Annotated in this window: 21 protein-coding genes, 1 tRNA gene and 2 pseudogenes; 8 read left to right on the forward strand and 16 right to left on the reverse strand. The window is 43.9% G+C overall.

Annotated elements, in window-relative coordinates; all coding sequences use genetic code 11:
* Positions 1–252: 252 nt before the first annotated feature.
* Positions 253–344, reverse strand: a tRNA-Ser gene (locus BM528_RS05330).
* A gap of 239 nt (positions 345–583) precedes the next feature.
* Here BM528_RS05330 and BM528_RS05335 point away from each other — a divergent pair.
* From BM528_RS05335 to BM528_RS05355, 5 genes are all read left to right on the forward strand, one after another.
* Entirely contained in the window at positions 584–1,252 is a 669-nt protein-coding gene (locus tag BM528_RS05335; RefSeq protein WP_071978994.1) for a Bax inhibitor-1/YccA family protein, read from the forward strand.
* Positions 1,253–1,316: 64 nt separating this feature from the next.
* Positions 1,317–1,706 carry a sulfurtransferase complex subunit TusD gene (gene tusD, locus BM528_RS05340; protein ID WP_071978995.1) on the forward strand — a complete coding sequence of 130 codons (390 nt, stop codon included), beginning with the start codon at positions 1,317–1,319 and terminating at the stop codon, positions 1,704–1,706.
* Entirely contained in the window at positions 1,706–2,074 is a 369-nt protein-coding gene (locus BM528_RS05345; protein WP_071978996.1) for a DsrE family protein, read from the forward strand. Before tusD ends, BM528_RS05345 begins: the two co-directional genes overlap by 1 nt.
* Positions 2,074–2,406 (forward strand): DsrH/TusB family sulfur metabolism protein, encoded by a 333-nt coding sequence (locus BM528_RS05350; protein ID WP_071978997.1) that lies wholly within the window; start codon positions 2,074–2,076, stop codon positions 2,404–2,406. Before BM528_RS05345 ends, BM528_RS05350 begins: the two co-directional genes overlap by 1 nt.
* A 79-nt stretch (positions 2,407–2,485) precedes the next feature.
* The gene (locus BM528_RS05355) at positions 2,486–2,833 is read left to right on the forward strand and encodes a TusE/DsrC/DsvC family sulfur relay protein (RefSeq protein ID WP_071978998.1); all 348 of its coding nucleotides are present in this window, start codon (positions 2,486–2,488) and stop codon (positions 2,831–2,833) included.
* 34 nt (positions 2,834–2,867) lie between these two features.
* On the opposite strand, the gene BM528_RS05360 is transcribed toward BM528_RS05355, so the two are convergent.
* The 4 genes and pseudogenes from BM528_RS05360 to BM528_RS05370 all read right to left on the reverse strand — a co-directional run bounded on the left by BM528_RS05360 (position 2,868) and on the right by BM528_RS05370 (position 8,030).
* Positions 2,868–3,587, reverse strand: a complete 720-nt coding sequence (locus BM528_RS05360; protein ID WP_232230580.1) for an SOS response-associated peptidase family protein — start codon at positions 3,585–3,587, stop codon at positions 2,868–2,870.
* Positions 3,588–4,145: 558 nt separating this feature from the next.
* Positions 4,146–5,648: a Tn3 family transposase gene (locus BM528_RS18800; RefSeq protein ID WP_269529780.1), complete on the reverse strand. Its 1,503-nt coding sequence runs from the start codon at positions 5,646–5,648 to the stop codon at positions 4,146–4,148.
* Positions 5,622–6,278 (reverse strand): annotated as a pseudogene (locus tag BM528_RS18935) (PAS domain-containing protein); the annotation flags it as partial. The gene BM528_RS18800 and the pseudogene BM528_RS18935, both read right to left, overlap by 27 nt.
* Positions 6,279–6,491: 213 nt before the next feature.
* Positions 6,492–8,030 (reverse strand): methyl-accepting chemotaxis protein, encoded by a 1,539-nt coding sequence (locus BM528_RS05370; protein WP_071979000.1) that lies wholly within the window; start codon positions 8,028–8,030, stop codon positions 6,492–6,494.
* 339 nt (positions 8,031–8,369) lie between these two features.
* On the opposite strand from BM528_RS05370, the pseudogene BM528_RS05375 reads away from it, so the two are divergent.
* Positions 8,370–8,560: pseudogene (locus BM528_RS05375) on the forward strand (IS5/IS1182 family transposase); the annotation flags it as partial.
* 9 nt (positions 8,561–8,569) lie between these two features.
* Entirely contained in the window at positions 8,570–8,902 is a 333-nt protein-coding gene (locus tag BM528_RS18625; RefSeq protein WP_198033625.1) for a hypothetical protein, read from the forward strand.
* Here the strand turns inward: BM528_RS18625 and BM528_RS05385 are convergent.
* From BM528_RS05385 to lrp, 11 genes are all read right to left on the reverse strand, one after another.
* Positions 8,879–10,582, reverse strand: a complete 1,704-nt coding sequence (locus BM528_RS05385; protein ID WP_071979003.1) for a GGDEF domain-containing protein — start codon at positions 10,580–10,582, stop codon at positions 8,879–8,881. The genes BM528_RS18625 and BM528_RS05385 overlap by 24 nt on opposite strands.
* Positions 10,561–10,686: a hypothetical protein gene (locus BM528_RS18940; RefSeq protein ID WP_269529704.1), complete on the reverse strand. Its 126-nt coding sequence runs from the start codon at positions 10,684–10,686 to the stop codon at positions 10,561–10,563. The genes BM528_RS05385 and BM528_RS18940 overlap by 22 nt, the downstream gene beginning before the upstream one ends.
* Before the next feature lie 116 nt (positions 10,687–10,802).
* On the reverse strand, positions 10,803–11,591 hold the full coding sequence (locus BM528_RS18630) for a putative bifunctional diguanylate cyclase/phosphodiesterase (protein ID WP_198033594.1): 789 nt from the start codon (positions 11,589–11,591) through the stop codon (positions 10,803–10,805).
* A complete protein-coding gene (locus tag BM528_RS05390; RefSeq protein ID WP_198033595.1) occupies positions 11,558–13,726 on the reverse strand; it encodes a sensor domain-containing diguanylate cyclase in 2,169 nt (722 codons plus the stop codon). The genes BM528_RS18630 and BM528_RS05390 overlap by 34 nt, the downstream gene beginning before the upstream one ends.
* A 391-nt stretch (positions 13,727–14,117) precedes the next feature.
* The gene (locus tag BM528_RS05395) at positions 14,118–14,516 is read right to left on the reverse strand and encodes a DUF4158 domain-containing protein (RefSeq protein WP_071979004.1); all 399 of its coding nucleotides are present in this window, start codon (positions 14,514–14,516) and stop codon (positions 14,118–14,120) included.
* Between the two features lie 251 nt (positions 14,517–14,767).
* A complete protein-coding gene (serS, locus tag BM528_RS05400) occupies positions 14,768–16,063 on the reverse strand; it encodes a serine--tRNA ligase (RefSeq protein WP_071979005.1) in 1,296 nt (431 codons plus the stop codon).
* A gap of 10 nt (positions 16,064–16,073) precedes the next feature.
* A complete protein-coding gene (crcB, locus tag BM528_RS05405; RefSeq protein WP_071979006.1) occupies positions 16,074–16,457 on the reverse strand; it encodes a fluoride efflux transporter CrcB in 384 nt (127 codons plus the stop codon).
* A gap of 66 nt (positions 16,458–16,523) precedes the next feature.
* Entirely contained in the window at positions 16,524–17,834 is a 1,311-nt protein-coding gene (locus BM528_RS05410; protein ID WP_083595211.1) for a replication-associated recombination protein A, read from the reverse strand.
* Positions 17,821–18,708 carry an outer membrane lipoprotein chaperone LolA gene (gene lolA, locus BM528_RS05415; protein WP_232230581.1) on the reverse strand — a complete coding sequence of 296 codons (888 nt, stop codon included), beginning with the start codon at positions 18,706–18,708 and terminating at the stop codon, positions 17,821–17,823. Before lolA ends, BM528_RS05410 begins: the two co-directional genes overlap by 14 nt.
* 4 nt (positions 18,709–18,712) lie before the next feature.
* Entirely contained in the window at positions 18,713–21,466 is a 2,754-nt protein-coding gene (locus BM528_RS05420) for a DNA translocase FtsK (protein ID WP_071979008.1), read from the reverse strand.
* A 201-nt stretch (positions 21,467–21,667) separates the two neighbouring features.
* Entirely contained in the window at positions 21,668–22,153 is a 486-nt protein-coding gene (gene lrp, locus BM528_RS05425; RefSeq protein ID WP_071979009.1) for a leucine-responsive transcriptional regulator Lrp, read from the reverse strand.
* A gap of 158 nt (positions 22,154–22,311) precedes the next feature.
* Between lrp and ald the strand changes: the two genes are divergently transcribed.
* The gene (ald, locus tag BM528_RS05430; protein WP_071979010.1) at positions 22,312–23,445 is read left to right on the forward strand and encodes an alanine dehydrogenase; all 1,134 of its coding nucleotides are present in this window, start codon (positions 22,312–22,314) and stop codon (positions 23,443–23,445) included.
* The last annotated feature ends 43 nt before the right edge of the window (positions 23,446–23,488 follow it).

Consider the following 23,488-nt stretch of genomic DNA (forward strand, 5'->3'; position numbering starts at 1 on the left):
CGCGAGTATTTTTTTGTATGCCTTCTCTAGAGGCTGTTGATCTTTGAACATTATTTGTTCAGCAGTACATTGGTAGCCACATCATCATGAATGCCAATGCGACTGTACTGCTATAGTTTCGAGCTAACGCCCTTGCCATTCGGATTATCTTCCCCTCAGTCAGGGTGATTCAGGTTTCTTTCAACCTGACGGGTTTGCCAGCTTCGCTGGGCAAACAAAAAAACCCGCAACGATGTGCGGGTTTCTCTAATCTGGCGGAGAGTGAGGGATTCGAACCCCCGGTGGGTTTGACCCCACGTCTGATTTCAAGTCAGGTGCATTAAACCGAGCTCTGCCAACTCTCCAGAAGTGCTGCGTATCTTAATGATATTTTTTTCGCTGTAAAGGGAAAAATTAAAAAACTTATTTAAGTGCCCATAAATCAATCAAATAACGTATCAACTGAGTGCCTTGGGTGTTTTTATAGGCACATAACGTCTTTTTCATCTGAAACTACTTGAAAATGGGAACTAAAACCCATACAACATACACTAATTAACAGTGTACCATTTGTGGTCATATCATAGTCCTTTTGGAGGAAACAATGGATCAACGTTCGATGTATTCTAGTGCATCTCAACCATCGGTATTGCAGACGAACAAGGTTCTACGCAACACCTACATGCTGCTTGCGATGACACTAGCGTTTAGTGCAGTTTGTGCAGGTGTCGCCATGGCAGTAGGTATTTCTCCTATGATGTCTTTAGGCATGACCATAGGCGCATTTATCACTCTATTTGTTGTACAGAAAAAAGCAGACTCTTCATCAGGTATCTTTTGGGTGTTTGTATTTACCGGCCTGTTAGGTGCATCGCTAGCATTTACGCTTCAACGATTTATGGCGCTGCCTGGCGGTCCAGCACTAATTATGCAAGCGCTTGGCGCGACCGCGTTAGTATTTTTTGCACTATCCGGTTACGTTTTAACCACGAAGAAAGACTTTTCGTTTATGGGTGGCTTCTTGATGGTTGGTTTAGTTGTGGTGATTGTCGCTGCAATAGCTAATATCTTTTTTGCAGTACCAGCGGTAAGTTTGGCGATTAGTGCGGCTATTGTATTTATTATGTCTGGTCTCATTCTGTTCGACACTAGTCGTATTGTTAACGGTGGCGAAACCAACTATATTCGCGCTACAGTATCGCTTTACCTGAACATTTATAATTTGTTCACTGCTATCCTTCACCTATTAGGTGCATTTGGCGGCGACGACTAATTTAGCGTTTTAAGCTATAAACAAACACCCCTTAACCGGGGTGTTTTTGTTTGGAACACTTTTTATGGCGCAATATTCAGTTTTAATTACCTCATCGCCTTTTCAAGGCGACAGCGCTCTTCGCGCGTATCAATTTATACAGGGCGTGATCAGTAATGGTGATACGGTAGACAACTTATTCTTTTACGGCGACGGTGTTTACCACACCAATAACCTAATGCTTAATACTGGCGATGAATTTTACGGCCAAGATGCTTGGAAGCGCTTAAGCGAGCAACACGAAGTTAAGCTGCTGGTGTGCATTACAGCGGCGGTTAAACGAGGTATTGTTAGCGATCAAGAGGCACAAGAACACGGCATAGCCCAAGCTAACCTTTCTGCCCCTTTTATACAGGCAGGATTGGGTGAATTTTTTACCGAGCTACATAATTGCGACAGACTGGTACAGTTTTAATGGCCACAATACTTATTCGATTCACACAAAGCCCTTATGGCACCGCAATCAGCCAAGACGGTTTAGATTTTACCTTAGCTGCGACTAATTACGGCCATAACGTCATCGTTTTGTTTGAAGGTGAAGGTGTGCTCCAGCTTACTAAAACTCCATCTCGCAAAGGTATTAAAAACCACAGTAAACGGCTGGCATCCATGCCTTTTTTCGATATTGAAGACTGCTACATTTGCAAAGACAGTGCAGAAAATTTTCAAATTCATACGCTGTTTGAGAACACCCAAGTTATTGAAGAGATCGAAGCCCAATTCGTGACAGCGCACGAACGTGTTGCTTTAGTTGAAAAAGCCGATCATGTGGTGACATTTTAATGCTGATAAATATAACTAAAAGAGCAATTACTGCCGGCGATATCGCGTTTATTGATGCTGCACTAAGCCATGAAGGTGCAAATGACTCAGGAGATAAGCAAAACATCTCAGTTATCGTGTTTTCGGGCGATGGAGTATATGCACAGCATCATTTAGCTACTACTGAACACGTTTTTAAAGAGCAGTCTATTGAAACAAGTGCTGCTAAACTTTACGCAGTAGCAGACGATGTAGCATCTCGTGGTGTAAAACCTTTAAAGCACCTAGCTTTAATTAGCGCGGGGGAATTTGCTGCGCTATCAGGGCAGCATCAACATTGGGTTGCTATCTAGGACGTGCCTTAGTATCTAAAAGCAGCTGTGAAGAATGACTCACGAATGAAAAATACTCTGAATAACAATGGCGAAAGACATGTCACAAGAAACATTTAGTTTTTCCTACAATGGAAAAGAGATCCCAACAGATAAAGCAGGCTATTTGCTAGATTACACTTTGTGGGATGAAGGCATGGTGCCCTTTTTAGCCGAGGAGGAAAGCATCGAACTTACCGACGCCCACTGGGAAGTGGTTCGATTTGTTCGCGAGTTTTATGAGGAATACGAGACAAGCCCAGCCATTAGAGCATTAGTAAAAGCTATGGCGAATAAATTTGGGCCTGAAAAAGGCAATAGCCGTTATCTACAGCGCCTGTTTAAAAAAGGCCCTGCTAAGCAGGCTACAAAGCTTGCAGGACTACCCAAACCTGCTCGCTGCTTGTAAACGCATATGTCTCGCTAAACCTCTGATTATATCGCTAACAATGCGGCTGGCTAGCGGGTAATAAAGCCGTCGGAGATATCGCTTCGCCACTTTTAAATGTTTTAACCTTAGTCACTTCTAAATCTGTATAAATTTGTGGGTTAGCCAGTAAATCATTTACAAAAGAACTGTCTTCATTGCTAAGCCAAGCATTAATCGCGCTTTTGTCATGAGGTAAGAAAAAGGGAATCGATTTTTCGTGATACTTGCTAAAGTCTTCTCTCGGCGGTCTGGTTACCACGGCGCAACTAAAACACCCGTTGCTAAAGACTCGATAAACCGCGCCCAATAATAACGCGCCAGACTTAGGCCGCATTAAATAATGTGATTTACCCTTTCCCTCCAGGTTAGACTCGCCCACTGCTGTAGCAACAACAATACCGCGGCGTCTAGTAATCGCTTTCTGCCAATAAGGACTGTCCAAGTTTCTTGCGTTAAACGTGGTGCGTTTACCAAGTTCTATATTGTCGCCATTGATCTTGGCATCAAACCACCAAGTTGGATGTATTGTATTTGAATGATCAACAATAAGATTGGTAATGCGCTTTTCTACATTGCCGCCAAAGGCAGGATAAAAGTTGAGAATGTCACCCTGTAGGGCTTCCTCTTTAAACAGTGACATTGTGCCTTCTAACCCTACTTGGGGTTTTGCGCCCATCCCCTCGAAATTAACCTTAGCTTGAATTTTCACGCTTAGAGTAACTTTTCGTACCATTGGACTTCACCCCTTGAATAACACAGTTTGTATTATTTAGCCCATCCCCTCGAAATCGGCATTAGTATTCTTAAGTAATAATACACAGTGGTAAACTATCTTATGAAAAGTTTACCACTTTAGTCGCTTAAATCGGCTTTATGGTAATGTTAAGCAGTTGACTGGTAAACATTAACCTCATTGATTAAGGTATGCTGATTAAAAATAACAAGAAAGGCTTACCACTATTTCTTCATCAAACACCAAGCGTATACAAATTCTCAGCGAATCAGAAATCAACGAACTCTATGCCTTGACGTGGTCCAATTGAATTGACCAGTCCAGTTAAGAGTATAATATCAGCTTAACTGGAGAAAGAGATGCCTGAAAGAAAGCGTTACACCAAAGAATCTTCGTCTAGTCATTGATATTTTCTCCTATATTAATCAATGATTAGATTTTAGGGGCTTAGCTTAAGAATAAAAGAGCGGTCTATTTTGACCGCTTACCTGCAGACATTCCGTCCTAGATTTTCAATTATCTCCGCAGCCCTTTATTACCAGTGCTTGTAGAGGCTCGTCAATTTTCAATCAACACCTCTTCTTCCGTAATTGGACGGATTAATTCATCCATATCAAGTATATCCTGACCGAAGTTAAAACTGTAGGTACCATTGAGATTGATGTTTGTCCAAGCGACCGGCGACACCTGTTGTGTCAGTGTTAGCATATCGATTTGCCCCGTATGCTCGAAGTGAACAAGTAATTTACTGAGCACGAGTGAGTTAAAGTAGATGATGGCATTGGTCAGCAATCGTGCACAATCGTTCCATAACTCAATTTCATAATCAGTCGAGCCTCGGAATCGATTCCCATTAACCGAAGCAATTGCTCTTCTCAGCTGATGATAAGCTTCACCTCTATTCAAAGCACGTTGCACATGTTTTCTAAGTTTCTCATCGCCCATGTAGTTCAAGATATAAAGGGCTTTAACCAACCGATTGTATTCGGTGATGGCCTTCAATAAAGGGTGATCTTTGGGGTAACCTGATAGTTTGCGCACCAATACAGCTTGTGTGGTTGTCTTGCGCTGCAGAGAGATCATGATCCGTTGTGCGACATCCCATTGGCTCTCGACTGTGGCGATATCAATGGGCGTTTTCATCACTAACTGTTCATTGTGAATGCTAAACTGGTCATCAATGACGCTACCAACATTTGCATAGCGAGGAGCAAACGCATAGCCAGATAAGTCTAGCAGAGCGAAATTCATATGGTTAGCCCCGTGAGTATCCGTTGATAATACATCCGGCTTGATGTCTGAGGTATTGCTGAACAACAGGTCGTAGATAAAGTGAGATTCATGCTCATTAGCGCCAATCATTTTTGCGTTGATGGCGGCATGATTTGCTACCAACGTGACCGCAGACACGCCCTTGTTAGTGCCGAAGTATTTGGAGGCATAACGGGTTTTAAATGTCTCTAGCCGACTTTCGAACTTTTGGCCATCAGCACTTGCGTGCAATAAATTCTCTTGGATCTGGTAGTGTTTAAAGATAGGTAATCGTGCAATCGCATTACAGATAGCATCATTGGCGTCAACTAACGTCTCGCGCCTGAGGTAATTGGCTTGAATGGAACGCAGCTGATTATACTGCCTATCGGAGATATCTCTTACCAGCCCAATGTATTGTTTCTCTCCCTTCTCCACCGACTCAGTTAGCGATAACTCCATTTGAAAAACGTCGCCATTTTTTCTTCTAGCCGGGAGTTGCCGACCTACACCTATAATCTTAGCCTCACCCGTTGCTTTGTAGTGTTGCATGTAACTATCGTGTTTCATGGCATAGGGCTGTGGCATTAACATGGCAACATTCGCGCCTATTGGCTCACTCTTATCATAACCGAACAGCCTAACTGCTACCTCGTTGCACTGCCGTATTTGGCCTTCGCTGTTAATAGTGATGACTGCATCGTTCAAGTTATTCAAAATATTTTCGAGTGTTTCGGTATGTTCCTTAAGGCGAGTAGATATCAGCCTTGCTTCTGTTACATCTTCAAATGTGCCATAAACTCGCACCACTTTGCCCTGTTGGTCTACCTCAGAGTTTCCGGTAGTTCGCACCCACTTCGCATTGCCACTGGCGTCGGTAAAAGCAAGCTCTAAATCATAAGCCTCAAGATTGGTTGTAAGGTCGTGAAATGCGCGCTTAATTTTTTCCTGCGATTGAGGCGCATAAAAGCTCATGGCTTCATTTGGCGTGAGTGATTGATTCTTTGACACTCCGTAAATACGGTAAATTTCATCAGACCAAAATACGCCTTTGGCGTGATAGTGAAACTCCCATGCCCCAATTTTTGCGATAGATTGAATGTCGTTTAACAGTCCTAGCTGTGCCGTCGTTTGTTTATTTAGGAAGCACTTTTGAAGGTAAGCACTCAATTGCTCTGCAACGGTTTCAAATAGCTTTTTTTTCAGTGGCTCAACATCGGCTGAAGCTGCAAAGCACCCTGTAAGCATACCTACAGTACCAGCGTTTTCATTGGAAATGGGCGCATTCATACTCACCTCTATCTCGTTAGGCAAGTTAGTGCAGATTATTGATGAAGAATGAATATGGTTCGGGTCTTTTGCTTCCCTTTCAGCTGCGTCGTTATGTGAATTATTTATGGTAAATGTAATTGTTTGCTCAATGGCACGAGAACTAGCCATTTATAATGTCGAGATCTTATGGTTGCCAACTACACCAATAAATAGGGCTTCAGCACCTAGTATTTTTAGCAGAGTATCAAGTTTTTTCCTGAAGATAAACTGCCTCATCGGAAACCAATACCGTGAATGCATCACTGTCAAATTTTATTTTATATTTAAACATTAATATCCCTAGCTAAAACACTCTGCACCAATAGGACTGAAGATACACCGCTATTCTCGGAACGAGAGTGGTAAAGAAGCCAGTGACTCTGAGCGTTTTGTAATTTGGTCCGATTGTTCCGACACATTGCAAGCTAACACAAGGTTATTATCCGCTTCGTGATTAACGTTAACAACATTTCTACTAATTTCTTCTGCTACCACACTTTGCTCTTCGGCTGCAGTTGAAATTTGTGTTGCGTAGTCTGCTATTGTAGCGACGTCATCATAAACCTTATTGATAATATTGACGGTTCCCTGAGTGTCTAACAAACACTGCTCTGCCGCTTGCTTACCCTGTTGCATTTTTCCAGCCCACGCAAGTAACGTTTCCCTAATACCTGCCATGGAATGATGGATTTGTTCTGTGGCATCGTGGGTGCGCGTTGATAGCGCTCGCACTTCCTCTGCAACAACAGAAAATCCTCTACCATGCTCTCCCGCTCTGGCAGCCTCAATAGCTGCATTTAAGGCTAATAAATTCGTTTGATCTGCAATACCTTGAATTTCTTTCGTCACGCTGCCAATTTTTTCTGCTTCATCAGCTAATACCTTTGACGCCTGAGCAGATGCAGAGACCTCATCTGATAAAACCGTAACGGCATCCATAGTATTTTTCATTGAGTCTGTTGCTTTGCTGCACTCCGCATGTACAGCATCAACACGCTCTGATGTACTGGCAGTATTTGATGCCACATCGCGAATAGTCGTAGACATTTCTTCAATTGCCGCAGCCAACTGATGAAGCTCTCGAGTTTGCCGCTCTACGCCCTTTTGCGTTTCTGAAGAGGCACGCTTTAAAGTCACCGCACTCTCTAATAGCATTTTTGCGCCATCACTGGCTCTGACCAGAATCGTTTGCGCTCGACCTTGATGTAACAACTCCCTAAAATGTATGACATCAATAAGCGATGAGCCACTGTAAACATGCCTGGAAACGCTATCGTATTCATGGCACATCTTTTTGAGTATGCTTGGTGTTCTGATGAGCTCGGCATAAAAACAAAAGAATGTCGCAATAGGGAAAATAAGGGCAAAATACGGTGATTTAAAAGACAAAAGCAAAGCAATCAATGACAACAGTATAAAACCACATAGCCGAAACTGATGAGAAGACCACATGGGTTTTTTAATACGTTCGCCATTGTTTAGGCGAGCGTAAAGTGATTCCGCGCGCGTTTTAACTGAAAGGGAAAGTGTCGTCCTTACCGACTGAAACCCAGCCAGTTCACCTGATTCAAAAACAGGTGTAACAAACGCATCAACCCAATAATATCTTCCATCTTTGCACCTGTTCTTTACTGCACCACGCCACGACTTTCCTGCTTGTAACTTTGACCACATGTCAGCAAATGCTGCTTTTGGCATATCTGGATGACGGACTATGTTATGGTTTTTGCCAATAAGTTCATCGCTGGTAAAACCAGCAACTCGACAAAATTCACTGTTAACATATTTGATGACCCCTCGCATATCAGTGACTGAAACTAACTCTTCCTCATCAGAAAAAGTCACTTCTTCATCGATGATAGCTTGATTACGGCGAGACATAGTTGACCCCGAGAAAATTAAAAACACTTAATATTTCAAAGTATATTCAAAACGTTAAATTAAAGCTATCTCTTGACTTGAGGTAGCACGAGTGCTCAATTTTCACTTAGTGCAGCCAAACTAACTGTTAATACCTGTTTCAGATAGTCTGTGATGCGATGTGCACGTTTTTGTTTACACGGAATGCTATTTTTTCCGCTTGTATCGGCTGGCATCATATTGATTGCAATTTTCCAGCAGTTGAAAGTATGTATGCTGCATTATCATTTGTCAGCGTGGACACCTTCTTGACGATCTCATTAAATATGCGGATACGGCGTTATGCCAAGCAAAAAAAGCAGGAAAGGGAACAGTAAAACAGGCAACAATGATATTGATTGGGCGATGTATCGCTATCGTCATTTAGTCGAGAATGAAATGTTGAAAATCAAGAAGTATCGAGCCGTAGCGACCCGATATGATAAGTTAACCAGAAACTACCACAGTGTTTTGGCATTGGCTTTGCGCTTATGTGGTTACCGATGTGGGTTGATGAGAACATGAACAACAAAAATCAACACGACCTAGGAATCGGTGAATCATCTTCCCTAAGATTTTCCCGTATCAACAAACAGGGAAATAAAGTTTTGCTTGAGGCGATATGCGTTCCTGTCAGCAATGGTGGAAACATACTGAAAATATTTAAAATTGCAAATGATGTGACAGCAGCGAGGCAAGCGGAAACAAAACTGTCTAACGTTCAACGCTCTTTAGATAAATCCATGGTGATGATTCGATTTTTTGTCACCGGCGTTATCGGAGAAGTGAACGAAAATTTCTCAATGTGGGGCTATGATGGGCTATACACTTTAAGCTTCTTCATTGTCCACTAATACCACTCGATTTCTCCCTTCTCTTTTCCCTTTATACAAGCCATCATCAAGTCGTACATAGAAATCCTCGACGGATGAATCGTTCATTGAATAAGAAGCAACCGCCAGCGTTACTGTAATATGGGTGACGCCCGAGCGGGTCGAAATGGCGGTATATTCCACCAACTCCCGAACACGTTCGGCTAAACAGTAGCCTTCACTGAGGGTTGTACCCGGTAGAATTATCATGAACTCCTCGCCGCCCATTCTGGCGAAAACGTCATCTGAACGAAGCACTTCTTTCACTGTTTGTGCAAGAAGCGTTAACGCTCTGTCGCCTACGGCATGACCGTATGTGTCATTAACTTTCTTAAAATAATCAATATCAAAGCTAATAACTGCGCATTCTTCATTGTCATTCAAACGGCCATGATTGGCGTTGAACAGCTTTTTCAAGAAGGCCATAGCATAGCGGCGATTAAAAATTTGTGTGAGGGCATCGGTGTTAGACTGTTCTCTCAATCTTATTTCTAGCGCTTTTCGCTCTGTAATATCTTGCACCGTGCCAATTAACACCGAGCTATCAGCATTGTCACGCTGCGGAACAACATGAGCATACTCATGTACCCAGCGTATTGTGCCATCAGGTCGAACAATTCTATGCTCTACATCTTGTATGCCTGTTAACTTTGCTTGCTCTTCACTCGCCTGCACTCTCTTTCTATCATCTGGATGAACGGCATCATAAAACGCCTTGGTCGAAGGCTGAAAACTATCGGGCTCAAACCCAAAAATCTCAAAAATCTGTGGAGACCAAAATAAATCGCCTGTTTCAGTATTCGCCTCCCAGTGACCAAGCTGCGCGAGCGTTTGTGCTTGTTTAAGCCTACGCTGACTTTCTTCTAATTTGAGCGACACCTTTTTTGTGTCTGTCGAATCTACGATTAGCCCATACCATCGCGTTTTATTGTTGAGGCGTTCCGGCCTAGCATAGCCAGAGACCCAGCGAGTTTGGCCATGTAACTCAACACGATACTCTGCGACCCAAGGCTCTAGATTTTGTGCTGACTGCAATATACTCTTTTCAACATATTCCACATCGGCTGGGTGTATTGCTGCAAACACTTCATCAACCTGCTCCATTGCCTCTTCCGGCGTAACCCCATAAATATCAGCAATTCCAGGACTGGCATAAGGGAAGGCCATTTGCCCATCATCGTCCATTTCAAACTCATAGATTACACCGGGTACAGAACTCGCTATTTTATTTAAGCGTTGTGCAGCAATGTCCTCTCGTTTTTCTTGCGTAATGTCGATATGTGAGCCCACTATCCACTCGGGCAAGCCTTCAGGGTTGCGAGTCACTACCCTGCCATGGTCCCTTACCCAAATCCAGGTACCATCTCTGTGTTTCATTCTAACTTCACAGTGATAAAAGGGAGTGTGGCCGTCAAAATGCGCATTCAACAGGCGCTCCGACTCAGCTAAATCATCGGGATGGGCAAAGTTAAGCCATGTGTCTATGTTGGTTGGGGAAATCTCGTCTAATGTATAGCCGATAATCTGCGCCCAGCGCTCATTAAAGCGCGTCTCTCCAGTTTGCACATTCCATTCCCATGTACCAATGTTTGTTCCATCAATTATCTGTCGTAAACGCGCAACCTCCATGTGCAATTCGTTTAGCTTGTTTTTTTCTTCCACTTTCTTTCACCGCTGTCTTTTTTTGTATTTAGAATAAAAAGATGCCCTTTGGAAGCACCAAATCCATTAAGGCCGCAAAGCTCAAGCGGCAAAATATCTATCATCAACCTCACCCAACGCCATATATGCAATCTATATACATTCGCCGCAGGTACGCAGACCTACCAGCTGCCATTTTTTGACTGGTTCCTCGTAGTACCTTACGTGGGCTTGATTAGTATTAAATTTCTAATTCGTCGATGCTGCACGGCTTTCCAAACAAGTATCCTTGATAAGCATTACAGCCCATGCTCTGTAACAGTGCGCGCTGCGCCTGTGTTTCAACACCTTCAGCGATAACCTCTAACTTCAATGATTGCGAGAGTGTTATCACTGATTGTGCAATAGCTCTGTCATTGTCATCAACCAAGATATCTCGCACAAAGGCCTGGTCTATTTTTAATTGATTTAGCGGTAGTTGCTTTAAATAAAATAACGATGAATAACCAGTCCCAAAATCATCTATAGAAAACATCACTCCGTGTTGCTGCAGTGCAGACATTTTAGTTTTGATATCAGCTATATCGCTGACCAGCATGCTCTCCGTCAACTCTAATTTTAGGCGACGAGGGTTGGCGCCGGTATGGTGAAGCGCGTCAAGCACTGTCTGCACGAAATTGTTTTTATTAAACTGGATAGCACTGATATTAACGGCTATGGTAAGTGCTTCTTTAGCGGACTCCTTTGCCCAGCTAGCTAGCGTTTGGCACGCTTGCTGTAGAACCCATTGACCTATTGGAACGATAAGGCCGGTATCTTCTGCGATGGGAATAAATTGCGCTGGTGAAATCATTCCCTTCATAGGATGACACCAGCGCAGCAACACTTCTACGCCAATGGCATGGCCATAGTCGTCAGTCTGCTTTTGATAATACAGTTCAAATTGCTCGTTTGAAATTGCGGCGTATAACTCCTGAATTATCTCCGCTTTTGTATTTACATCAGCCTGCATTTTCGGGTTAAAAAACATACGCGATTTCGTCCTGCTGCTTTGGCCTTATACATCGCCATATCGGCTTGTTTTAATAAGTCGCCAAGAACGTCGGCGCTTCGATTGAAAATAGTAATGCCGATACTGGCTGAACACTGATACGTGATGGCCTCGATATCATATTGCTGCCCAATTTTTGTTAACAGTTTTACAGCGAGCGCTTCACTTTGTGACGCAGCCACCTCTTCGGTGTCACTTAATTCTGTGACGAGGATGACGAATTCATCACCACTCAGTCTCGATACCGTACCCCCATGCCCGACGGTTTGCGCCAGCCTTTGGGCTACCTCACACAGTAACAAATCACCTTTGTCATGCCCTGCGCTGTCATTAAAATCCTTAAAGTTATCTAAATCGAGAAACAGTAATGCTGCATGGGCGCCTGTGCGGCTGCAATTGGATTGCGCTTGATACAAACGGTCCAACAACAAGCGACGGTTTGGAAGGGATGTTAGGGGGTCGTAAAAAGCGAGCTGGTGTATTTTGTCTTCGCGCTTTTTACGCTCTGATATGTCACGCACTATGCCGATGAAGTTAATTTCATCATCTAGAGATACTTCAACCACGCCCAGTTCAATAGGAAATGCCGACCCATCTTTTCGCTGTGCGTCTAGCTCGCGAATTTGTCCCGTAATATTACTGATACCGCGACTAAGATAGTTTGATAAATACGTATCATGGTGTTCGCGATGCGGCGAGCCCATCAGCATATTGACATTTTGACCAATAAGCTCGCGATGTGAGTACCCAAAAATGCTTTGCGCAGCCTGATTAGCAGTCAGCATTATGCCGCTTGAATCAATGGTGATGATGCCATCAAGTAAGTTGTCTACTACAGCGCTCATTTTAGACGATGTCTCTTTGAGCTGACTTTCTGCTTGCAACTGCTCATCAATACTAAAATGCGTACCTAATAACCATTCAACCTCGCCATTTGGTGCATTTGACGCCACCTTTCCTCTCGTGTTTATCCATTTCCACTGGCCGTTTTTGTGTTTCATTCGAATATTGACATCGTAATGCGATGTTAAACCCAGTGCGTATTCATCAATTTGCTGCGCGGCATAAACCAAGTCGTCTGGATGAGTCAGGCACTCCCATGTGTGCCTGTTGATGGGCATGAGCTCATATAACTCATAGCCGAGTAAGGTTGCCCATTTCTCATTAACAATGAGTTGGCCATCCAGTAAATTTAAACGCCATACTCCTATATTATTGGTATCAATAACCGCATCAAGTAAGTGCTGGTTATCGTTGATGATGTCATCTTTGTGCTTCTCATTCGTGATATTGCGCACAATCACTAGCACTTCACTGTTATTTAACTTTTGATACCTTGCTTCGAAAGATTGCTTCAGTTTATTGAGGGTATACTGGTGTTGAAGTAACGTATTACTATTAAACGCCTTTTCAACGTAACGATTCATTTGGTTAGCCAATTCGACAGGTAACACATCGAAGAGCTTTTGCCCCAAAACCTCATCTTTTGGCTTGAGCAAATCAGGATGTTCATTACACAGGGTAAACCGAAGGTGTGTGTCAATAACAAAGACCATATCCGGTAACGATTCAATAATTGAGGCCGTACGCAGATTGCTCGCCACAAGGCGCTGCTCAAGATGCTCAATATCGATTTTAGCTATTTCATGTTCAACCAAATCAGCAAACCCGCGTAATTGCTGCTTTTCTCGTTGTGAAAATTCTCGCTCTTTTGAGTCGATAATGCATAAGGTACCTATGGGCTGCCCGCCAGGTTCACGCAGTGGCGCACCCGCATAAAAACGAATATTTGGCTTTTGTAGTACTAAGGGGTTGTCAGAGAAACGCGCATCCTTGGTAGCATTCTGTACTACCAATACGTCATGTTGTAATATCGCGTGCCCGCAGAACGATATTGAACGACTTGTCTGGCAATCATCAATACCCACTTTTGATTTGAACCATTGCCTGTCGCTATCGACAAAGGAAACCAAGCAGATGTCAACATTAAATACAGACGCAGCTAATCGAGTAATTCGATCAAACCGTTCTTCCGGTGGTGAGTCGAGTAACGCAGTGCGCTTTAACGCAAGTAATCTTGAAGCTTCGTCTGCAGGGAAATCTGGTGAATTCATGCGCATCTCCGTATATACAGTTTATGAATGTAAACCGTAAATAGCCATTTGTCATCATAACCATCAATTGACGAACTTTGATGAAGAATACGACGGCCTGATTCAATAGTGCGGCGAAGATTTTTACCCCAGACAAATTAATTGATGCGAGCGAGGACCTTCATGACAGCATAGAACGCAGACTGGTTTGCTTCGCACGTATTTGTAATTCGCCCGGTTTTTTTCAAAAACAAAATCATAGTCTCAGGGGTTGTTCGTAATTGCTCCCATCTAAATCTCGATTATTGATAGCATATGAGCATTAACCGTCCTGAGGCAATAAAATATTACCGATAAAAACTCAATACAAGCATCAAATAAATATCTCGGCTCTATACACGTAGCCGCAATTTCATTGGCATGCGCTGATAAATCGCCCTTGCCATGATTTATTCCATTCATGATGCTTACGCAGTTTAAATATACGCTTGTAAAACCGCGAGATTTGCGCAGGACTTACCGTGAAGCGTTTTAAGGTTGGCTTATCATAGTATTCACTTGCGATAAACCAAAGATCAGATTCAGTATCACCAAATGACGCATTCAAACAGATGGGTTTGATCTTGAAGTATCCTAATAAAGCAATAAAGAAACATCGATGTGAAATATTGCGGATACGAGCAGCCGCGTCTGCTTCAATACTATTTAACGAAAAGTTTTGCCGTCTTTGTTCGTCATCAAGGGTGGGAATTCCATATAAATCGTCTAATTCTGAAGCTAATAATATCTGTCTGCGTTCATCAAATGCCATGAACATGTCCTAATTTTCATTAAAACATGATGATATGAAATTTGATGATGCTCTGTAAGCCTTGTATTTAAAGCTCTACAGAGATAATTGAAAATTTAAGACGGAATGTCCAAACTACCCCAACTCAGCACAAATCGGCACAAGTAAGCGTTATGCGTAACCACTTTCATATATGAATACAAAAAAGCCTGAGATATTTTTACTCAGGCTTTTCTCTATATATCAATAGTTAACTGTTGAGTTAGAACAATCTATTGGGCCTTCAATACTTCAATACCGCCCATATAAGGTACTAACGCCTTTGGTACTGTAACGCTACCATCAGCCTGCTGATTGTTCTCTAAAATAGCGACTAAAGTACGCCCTACAGCCAAACCAGAGCCATTTAACGTGTGCAATAACTCAGGTTTGTTCGTTTCTGGATTACGGAAACGCGCCTGCATTCTACGCGCTTGGAAATCTAACATGTTAGAGCATGAAGAAATTTCTCTGTACGTGTTTTGCGCTGGTAACCAAACTTCCAAGTCATAAGTTTTACATGCACCAAAGCCCATGTCGCCAGTGCAAAGCAACATCTTACGGTACGGCAATTCTAGCTTTTGTAAAATCGCTTCTGCGTGGCTGGTAAGCTGTTCGAGTGCCTCGAAACTGTCTTCAGGTTTTACTAATTGTACTAGTTCAACTTTGTCAAATTGATGTTGACGAATAAGACCACGAGTATCACGGCCGTACGACCCTGCTTCAGAACGGAAGCACGGCGTATGCGCCGTCATTTTCACGGGCAGAGACTTAGCGTCCACTATTTCATCACGCACCATATTAGTCAGCGGAACCTCTGCTGTTGGGATAAGAGATAACCCTTGTCCCTCTTCTGTTGCCGGCTGAGTGTGAAAAAGATCTTCACCGAACTTAGGAAGCTGACCCGTGCCATAAAGGCTGTCTGAATTTACCAAGTAAGGAACATACATTTCTTGATAGCCGTGCTCGGTTGTATGAACGTCGAGCATAAACTGCGCTAATGCACGATTAAGGCGAGCTATATCACCGCGCATAACCACAAAGCGGCTGCCCGTAATTTTACTGGCCGTTGCAAAGTCAAGGCCCGCATTTAATCCTTCACCTATATCCACATGATCGCTTACTTCAAAATCAAAGCTTTTTGGCTCGCCCCAACGCGAAATCTCAACGTTATGATTTTCGTTTTCACCAACAGGCACAGACTCATCGGGTAAATTTGGAATGCCCTGCGTCATTGTTGTTATTTCTTCCAACAATTCACTAAGTTCAGCCTTTGCTGAGTCTAATTCATCGCCTAGTTTGCCAACTTCAGCTAACAATGGCGCAATGTCTTGTCCCTGTGCTTTTGCTTTGCCAATAGACTTACTTCGCACATTGCGCTCGTTCTGCAGATCCTGCGTTCTGGATTGAAGTGTTTTTCTTTTTTCTTCAAGCGAACTAAATGCTGCCACATCAAGCTTAAAACCACGGGCAGCCAAACGTTCGGCAGTTTGTTCTATATCGCTTCGCAAACACTTTGGATCTAACATGTGTTCCTACTTATCCTTTCATAAATTCAATCGCCAGCCAGCCTGCTAATAAACAAGCGCCGACATTAAGAAATACATTTGCCACGGCTTTCAGCCATAGCCCATTTTCTAACAAGGTTAACGTTTCAATAGAAAACGTTGAGAATGTTGTAAACGCACCAAGTAGCCCCACGCCAATGAGCGCGCGGTATGGCGAATCGCTCAAATCGTGACGTTCTATAAAGCCATAGAGTACCGCCAGGGCGAATGAGCCGATAACATTTACCGTTAGTGTACCAAACGGCATGTTTTTTCCAAACCAAGAATCTATGGTTGTGGTAACAAAATACCGTAAACATGCACCCGTTGCGCCGCCTGCCGCAATAAAGCAGTACAATGCTAAGCCATTTGACACCCTAAAACCCCTTTAAATCTTTAAAATTCGTTTTTCTATTGCTCGCTTTTTGTAAAGCGCATATCGCTATTGTCGTTTATTACTACTTTGCGTATTTAATCCATCGAGAAAGTCTCTTTTTGCTTTGAGGGCTTTTTCAAGGCCACGCTCGCTTGGTTCATAAAAACGTGAGCCTGTTATCTCATCGGGCAGATAGGTTTCGCCAGCGGCAAATGCATTGGGTTCATTGTGTGCATATCGATACCCATCACCATGGCCTAACTCTTTCATTAACGAAGTAGGTGCATTGCGCAGATGCATTGGCACTGGCGCGTCAGAGGTTTTTCTCGCTAGCGCTTTTGCAGCACTGAAGGCCATATAAACTGCGTTGCTCTTTGCGGCTAATGCGCAGTAAACCGCAGCTTGCGCTATGGCTCTCTCACCTTCTGCGGGACCTACGCGATGAAACGTGTCCCACGCGTTAATGCACAACTGCATAGCTCTGGGGTCCGCATTGCCAATATCTTCAGAAGCAATGGCGAGTAAACGTCGACCTACATAAAGCGCATCTCCGCCGCCCTCTAAAATACGAGCATACCAGTAAAGCGCCGCATCGGGATCTGAGCCTCTTACCGACTTGTGAAAGGCAGAAATTAGGTCGTAAAACGTATCGCCTTTATTATCGTAACTTGCTACTTTCTGTCCTACTGCTTGTTCAATGTCGCCAATTGCAATGGCATCAGAGTCGGTAAAATCAGCAGATAGCTCTAAATATGTTAACAAGCGTCTTGCGTCACCGCTGCTTAAATCAATTAATGCTTGTTTAGCGTTGTCAGCAATGTGTAGTTTTCTCTCGCCAAGTCCTTTATCGGTATCTACAAGAGCCCTCTCTACTAAGTCACCCAGCGCGCCGTTTTCTAACGGTTTAAGTACGTAAACTCTTACTCGTGATAGTAATGCGTTGTTTAGCTCAAAGGATGGGTTTTCAGTAGTAGCACCAATAAATGTAACCACGCCAGATTCAACAAAAGGCAAAAAAGCATCTTGCTGACTTTTATTAAAGCGGTGTACCTCATCTACAAACAGTAAGGTTCGCTGGTTATAGCGCGCGTTCTCTTGCGCGGTATCCATGGCAGCGCGAATGTCTTTTACCCCAGAGGTGACAGCAGAGATCCGTAACACCGTTGCTTGGGTGTAATGCGCTATCAGCTCAGCAAGGGTGGTTTTTCCGGTGCCCGGCGGGCCCCACAAAATCATTGAATGGCAATGTCCAGCCTCGAGCATTTTACGCAGCGGTTTATCAGGCCCTAGAAGATGGGATTGACCACTGTATTCTTCAATGGTTGTTGGCCGCATGCGGGCGGCCAGAGGTGCAAAAGCTTGATTAACGTTGGTCATCAATAATAAAGCTTTCTGGCACATCAACCTCAAAGGTGTCAGCGGCTAGCGGAAATTTAGTTTCTATATCACTAAAAATTAGCGTACTTAACTGCTGTTGCGCATCAAGCATGGTCAGGGCTGCCAGTGCATCGCTACTGTTAAATGTCATAGTGAGCGTAAGAATTTGACCGTCTTGCGACTTAGGCGTAATTTGAAAGCTCTTTAAATTCGCAGCGGTGGTGTTATTAGACATTGAGGCTAACGCGTCGTCTAGCTGACTAATTGAGAACATAGACCAAGTGTCCTCATCATTCGACGTTAACAGCATGATCGGATTGTCTTTAATGGCATTATCTTGCGATAAAATAGTGACCTGCTCTACAAAAGTGTCCACATTCCAAACGGCTTCGCCGTCGGCTATAAGAAGAGTTTCGTCTGGAAATGTAGTTTCCCAACGCAGTTTGTTCGGCCGTGTCATGGTGAGCACGCCCTCTGCCTCGTGAACAACATTTTGTTGTGCATCTACTACCGTTTGGCTAAATGCAGCGCGAAACTGCTGCATGTTGTTCAGCAATGCTTTGAGCTTTGTTTGTGCATTCTCCTGATACATGCCTTGATGCATGTTTTGATGAGCAACACTTTCAGAGCCATTAGCTGCTTTTTGAGCACTCTGTATTTCCGCAGAGCCTACAGAACCTGAACTCTCAATGTCAGAGTTCACCACTGCCTCAGCGTTTAATACAAAGCTTGTTGAGCCCAATGTGACAAAAAGTACACTACGCAACACGTTTACTGCATTCTTTTTCGCACAACCTTTCGCATTACTTTTCGCATTACTTTTCGCATTACCTTTCGTGTTGTGTTTCGTGTTGTATTTCATGCTGTAGTTCATGTTGTTAATCCTTGATTGGCGGCGGCGCAATGACTTCTCGATTTCCGTTGTGCCCTTGTGCACTTACGACCCCACTAGCTTCCATTTGTTCCACCAAGCGCGCTGCGCGATTGTAACCAATTCTAAACTTGCGCTGCACGCTAGACACACTCGCACGGCGGGTTTCGGTTACGAAAGCAACAGCATCATCGTAAAAAGCATCAAACTCTTGCTCTTCGCCTTCCGGCTGCTCGCCCGGTAACAACACCTCTGCAGATGCTTCACCGTTGAGAATTTCATCAATGTATTCAGGCTCGCCACGTTTCTGCCAGTCTGCAACAACAGCATGAACTTCATGGTCGTCTACAAATGCACCATGAACCCTTGTTGGCACGGGGCTTCCCGGCGGTAAATACAACATATCGCCCATGCCAAGAAGCGTTTCGGCGCCCTGTTGGTCTAATATGGTGCGTGAGTCGATCTTGCTCGATACCTGAAAGGCTATACGCGTTGGAATATTGGCTTTTATTAATCCGGTAATAACGTCAACAGAAGGACGCTGTGTTGCTAAAATAAGGTGTATTCCAGCAGCGCGGGCTTTCTGTGCAATTCGAGCGATAAGCTCTTCTACTTTCTTGCCCACGATCATCATCATATCGGCGAATTCGTCGACCACAACAACAATGGCTGGCAACTTGTCTAAATCAGGAGCTTCCGCTTCCATGCTTTCTTCACTTTTCCACAGCGGATCCTTTATCGGAGTTCCGTTAGCTTTGGCTTCTTCTACTTTTACGTTATAGCCCTTGAGGTTTCTCACTCCAAGCGCGCTCATAAGACGATAGCGTCGCTCCATTTCGCCCACGCACCAGCGAAGCGCATTGGCGGCTTCTTTCATGTCGGTAACGACTTCAGAAAGTAGATGAGGAATACCCTCATACACAGACAGTTCAAGCATTTTTGGGTCAATCATGATCATGCGAACGTCTTCAGGAGTACTTTTATACAGCAAGCTCAAAATCATGACGTTAACGCCTACCGATTTACCCGATCCCGTTGTACCCGCCACTAACACATGAGGCATTTTTGCTAAATCTACAATAACGGGCTTGCCAGAAATATCAGCGCCAAGCACCATGGTGAGTGGCGACTTGTTAGATTGGAACGTATCGCAGCTTATCACTTCACTTAAACGCACCATTTCACGCTGTTTATTTGGCAACTCTAAACCAATTACCGACTTTCCGGGGATAACTTCTACAACACGCACCGAAATAGCAGACATCGCTCGCGCTAGGTCTTTCGATAAGCCAGTTATCTTACTTACTTTCACCCCAGGTGCTAAATCAAGCTCGAATCGGGTAATTACGGGGCCTGGATACACACCCACTACTGTGGCTTCAATATTAAAATCGGCTAGCTTTTCTTCAACAAGCCTAGATATGCCGTCAATCTCTTCCTGTGTCAGCGGGTTCTCGTGCTTGTCTGCTCGTTCTAAAAGGTCAAACGACGGCATTGGAGCTAAAGACTCATCCACCACAGGTTTAGGTTTTATGGGTTTAGCGCCCACCGCTGCAGGTGAAAACGGCTGCTGCACTGCAGTTTCGTTCACGTTTGTATTTACGTTAGCATCTGAACTGGTATCAACCTCGTGGCTATCTAAGGCCTGTTTCTGACCTTGCTGATGTGCAGGTTCATCCTCGTCACTGGCATAAGGCATATCAGCATCGAACTCTTCATATTCGTCAAACGCACTGAATGTAGGCTCAGTTTTCTCTATTGTCGTTTGTGCTGTACTGGTCTCTTCATACGACGATGACGAGCCAAGCCCTACTTTGTCTTTTACAGCCTCGCGCATTCCAGAAAGTGAAAATGCTGATTTCTTGGGTTCCGCAGTGTGCTGTGCACCTTGTTCTGAGTTCGCGCCCTCATGTTCACCAAGACTTTCCTCTTCGTCGTTATCTGGCTCATCGGTATGGGAATAAAATGGAGGTGTTTGCGCTGTAGGTGCGCTTTCCTTGCTGCCAAACTGTCTCTCTGGTCCCCTTCCCTCTTTGCGCGGTGATGGCTTTTCCTCTTCGTCTGCTTCAAACGCAGGCTCGGCACGCATAGTTGTAATATCGAGCTCACCTGAGTGACCATTGCCAGTCTTAGCATTGCTTGAAAGTGCTAAGCGAGGTATTTCTAGAGCAAGTACACGCTGCGGAGCGGTTACCGCTTTACGGGTTAACCACAGCGTACTCTCACCAATTTTATCAATTATAAATAGCCAGCTAATGCCAGTTAGTAAGGTAAACCCAGTGCAGAAAAAGCACAGCAACAGCAATATGGTTCCTGCTGTATTAAAATAGGGTACTAAGGCCGAGCTAATAACGTCGCCAACAAATCCGCCAGCAGAGAAGTTGAAAATATCATCAAAGTTAATACTAGCGATACCCGTTGCGCCTAGGGCCATTAAAAGGCCGCCAATTATGCGAAGTCCAATAGTAAGGTAATCGAACTCATCGAGTTCTTTTATATGCTGGAAAAGAAACCAACCTAAGAATGCTGCACCGAATGGCAACAGGTAGGCAAGGTATCCAAAGGAGAACAATAACAAATCGGCAACCCAGGCTCCGGTAGCGCCCACCCAATTATGAACATCAAGTTGTAAACCTGCTTGACTCCACCCCGGATCACCCGGGTGAAAAGATGCTAGTGCCAGCAATAAGAAGAAGGCGAAAACACAGGCGACTATCATGCCTGCTTCCCACACTCGCTGAACCCCTGTTAATCGCGCCATAACTCTGAAAAACCTTTAATGTATGTGGCATTAATGAGGATGTAATGCCCTTAAGCACAAGTATCATTGGTACTGATCCTTGCATTCCCTACTCTATTACCGCTTGAGTCGCTTCTGTAAGGTATTGAAAGCGTGCGAATATTCAAGCACTGTATTTTTGCACAGCCTACCACAAAAGCAACATTTTCAGCCATGCTTTCATTACTTCAAATTAATCCTCAACGACGACGTACTTTTTACTTCTTCCATCACCACATAGGTGCGAGACTCACTAACTCCGGGTAAACGCAACAAAGTGTCGCCCAACAATTTACGATAACTCGACATATCTGCAACCCTAGCTTTTAAGAGAAAATCAAAATCGCCTGACACAAGGTGACACTCTTGAATATCATCGTGAAGCTTCACCGCAGCAGAAAATTCTGCAAAGATATCGACAGATGTCTTCGTAAGAGTTATTTCGACAAACACCAACATAGCGGCACCTAATTTCTCAGGATCAACGAGAGCGTGATAACCTTTTATATATCCCTGACTTTCTAGACGCTTTACGCGCTCTAGGCATGGGCTAGGACTTAGCCCCACTTCTTTCGCCAATTCCACGTTAGAAATTCGACCGTTTTTCTGAAGCTGAACAAGAATATTCCTGTCTATTCGGTCAAGGTGTTTAGGTGTTTTTACTAGCATATAAAATATTACTAAAGCCTGATTTAGCCATACTATATTTTATAAACTCGTATTTTTCAGCACATAGTTCGCTTTTTATTCACGTATACTCGCCAAATAGTTTTTCAGTAAATATTTGTTCGAGCCACACTGAGCTCACCAGTAAAAGAGGACCTTGTATGTTAGTTGGTGTACCAAAAGAAATAAAAAATCACGAGTACCGTGTTGGCCTAACGCCAGCTGCAGTAAAAGAATTTACGAGTAACGGGCATTCAGTGCTGGTACAAACGTTAGCGGGCGATGCAATTGGCTTCACAGATGATATGTACGTTGCTGCTGGAGCAACTATTGCGCCTACTGCAGAGCAAGTCTTCGCAGAAGCAGAAATGATAATTAAAGTGAAAGAGCCACAGCCTAATGAATGTAAAATGCTGAGAAAAGGGCAAACGCTTTATACCTATTTGCACTTAGCACCCGATCCTACACAGACTAAACTTCTCGTGGAATCAGGCGCAACCTGTATTGCGTATGAAACTGTAACAGATGATCGCGGTGGCCTTCCGCTCCTTGCTCCTATGAGTGAAGTCGCTGGCCGTATGTCTGTTCAAGCTGGCGCTCATTACCTAGAAAAAGCCCACGGCGGAAGCGGGACATTACTTGGTGGCGTACCCGGTGTTGCTCCAGGTAAAGTACTTGTCATTGGCGGAGGTGTTGTTGGCACTAATGCTGCAAAAATGGCTCTTGGTTTAGGCGCAGAAGTGGTTATTCTTGATCGCTCTCTGCCTCGTCTTCGCCAGATTGATGATATTTTCAATGGCCAAGTGAAAACCGTATACTCGACGGTTGATGCAATTGAGCATTATTCTTCAAAGGCTGACCTTGTGGTAGGTGCAGTACTTATTCCAGGAGCGGCAGCGCCAAAACTACTTAATCGTGAGCAAATTGCAGCCATGAAGCCTGGCTCGGTATTGGTTGATGTAGCCATTGACCAAGGCGGATGTTTTGAAACATCAAAAGCTACAACGCATCAAGATCCGGTTTACGTAATTGATGACGTAGTTCACTATTGTGTTGCGAACATGCCAGGCGGTGTGGCACGTACCTCAACCATGGCATTAAACAATGCTACGCTACCTTTTGGTTTAGCCTTGGCAAATAAAGGGCCGGTACAGGCAATGCTTGATGACAAGCATTTACTTAACGGACTAAACACCCACGAAGGTAAAGTAACTTATAGAGCCGTTGTCGACGCACTAGGTGAAGAACTAGGCCTGACCTACACACCTGCTGAAGTGGCGTTAAAAGGTTTATAAACCATTTTATGAGATCGCTCGCTAAATTTAAAAGCTAATAGCT

This window comes from Alteromonas sp. RW2A1 (assembly GCF_001886475.1).
In the GTDB taxonomy this organism is placed as follows: Bacteria; Pseudomonadota; Gammaproteobacteria; order Enterobacterales; family Alteromonadaceae; genus Alteromonas; species Alteromonas hispanica.

Excerpts from the sequence above, each read along its gene's own strand:
- BM528_RS05335 (WP_071978994.1), top strand. The coding sequence starts at position 584 with ATGGATCAACGTTCGATGTATTCTAGTGCATCTCAACCATCGGTATTG.
- tusD (WP_071978995.1), top strand. The coding sequence starts at position 1,317 with ATGGCGCAATATTCAGTTTTAATTACCTCATCGCCTTTTCAAGGCGAC.
- BM528_RS05345 (WP_071978996.1), top strand. The coding sequence starts at position 1,706 with ATGGCCACAATACTTATTCGATTCACACAAAGCCCTTATGGCACCGCA.
- BM528_RS05350 (WP_071978997.1), top strand. The coding sequence starts at position 2,074 with ATGCTGATAAATATAACTAAAAGAGCAATTACTGCCGGCGATATCGCG.
- BM528_RS05355 (WP_071978998.1), top strand. The coding sequence starts at position 2,486 with ATGTCACAAGAAACATTTAGTTTTTCCTACAATGGAAAAGAGATCCCA.
- BM528_RS05360 (WP_232230580.1), bottom strand. The coding sequence starts at position 3,587 with ATGGTACGAAAAGTTACTCTAAGCGTGAAAATTCAAGCTAAGGTTAAT.
- BM528_RS05370 (WP_071979000.1), bottom strand. The coding sequence starts at position 8,030 with ATGTCTCGCCGTAATCAAGCTATCATCGATGAAGAAGTGACTTTTTCT.
- BM528_RS18625 (WP_198033625.1), top strand. The coding sequence starts at position 8,570 with ATGAACAACAAAAATCAACACGACCTAGGAATCGGTGAATCATCTTCC.
- BM528_RS18940 (WP_269529704.1), bottom strand. The coding sequence starts at position 10,686 with ATGATAGATATTTTGCCGCTTGAGCTTTGCGGCCTTAATGGATTTGGT.
- BM528_RS18630 (WP_198033594.1), bottom strand. The coding sequence starts at position 11,591 with ATGTTTTTTAACCCGAAAATGCAGGCTGATGTAAATACAAAAGCGGAG.
- BM528_RS05390 (WP_198033595.1), bottom strand. The coding sequence starts at position 13,726 with ATGAATTCACCAGATTTCCCTGCAGACGAAGCTTCAAGATTACTTGCG.
- BM528_RS05395 (WP_071979004.1), bottom strand. The coding sequence starts at position 14,516 with ATGGCATTTGATGAACGCAGACAGATATTATTAGCTTCAGAATTAGAC.
- serS (WP_071979005.1), bottom strand. The coding sequence starts at position 16,063 with ATGTTAGATCCAAAGTGTTTGCGAAGCGATATAGAACAAACTGCCGAA.
- BM528_RS05410 (WP_083595211.1), bottom strand. The coding sequence starts at position 17,834 with ATGACCAACGTTAATCAAGCTTTTGCACCTCTGGCCGCCCGCATGCGG.
- lolA (WP_232230581.1), bottom strand. The coding sequence starts at position 18,708 with ATGAACTACAGCATGAAATACAACACGAAACACAACACGAAAGGTAAT.
- BM528_RS05420 (WP_071979008.1), bottom strand. The coding sequence starts at position 21,466 with ATGGCGCGATTAACAGGGGTTCAGCGAGTGTGGGAAGCAGGCATGATA.
- lrp (WP_071979009.1), bottom strand. The coding sequence starts at position 22,153 with ATGCTAGTAAAAACACCTAAACACCTTGACCGAATAGACAGGAATATT.
- ald (WP_071979010.1), top strand. The coding sequence starts at position 22,312 with ATGTTAGTTGGTGTACCAAAAGAAATAAAAAATCACGAGTACCGTGTT.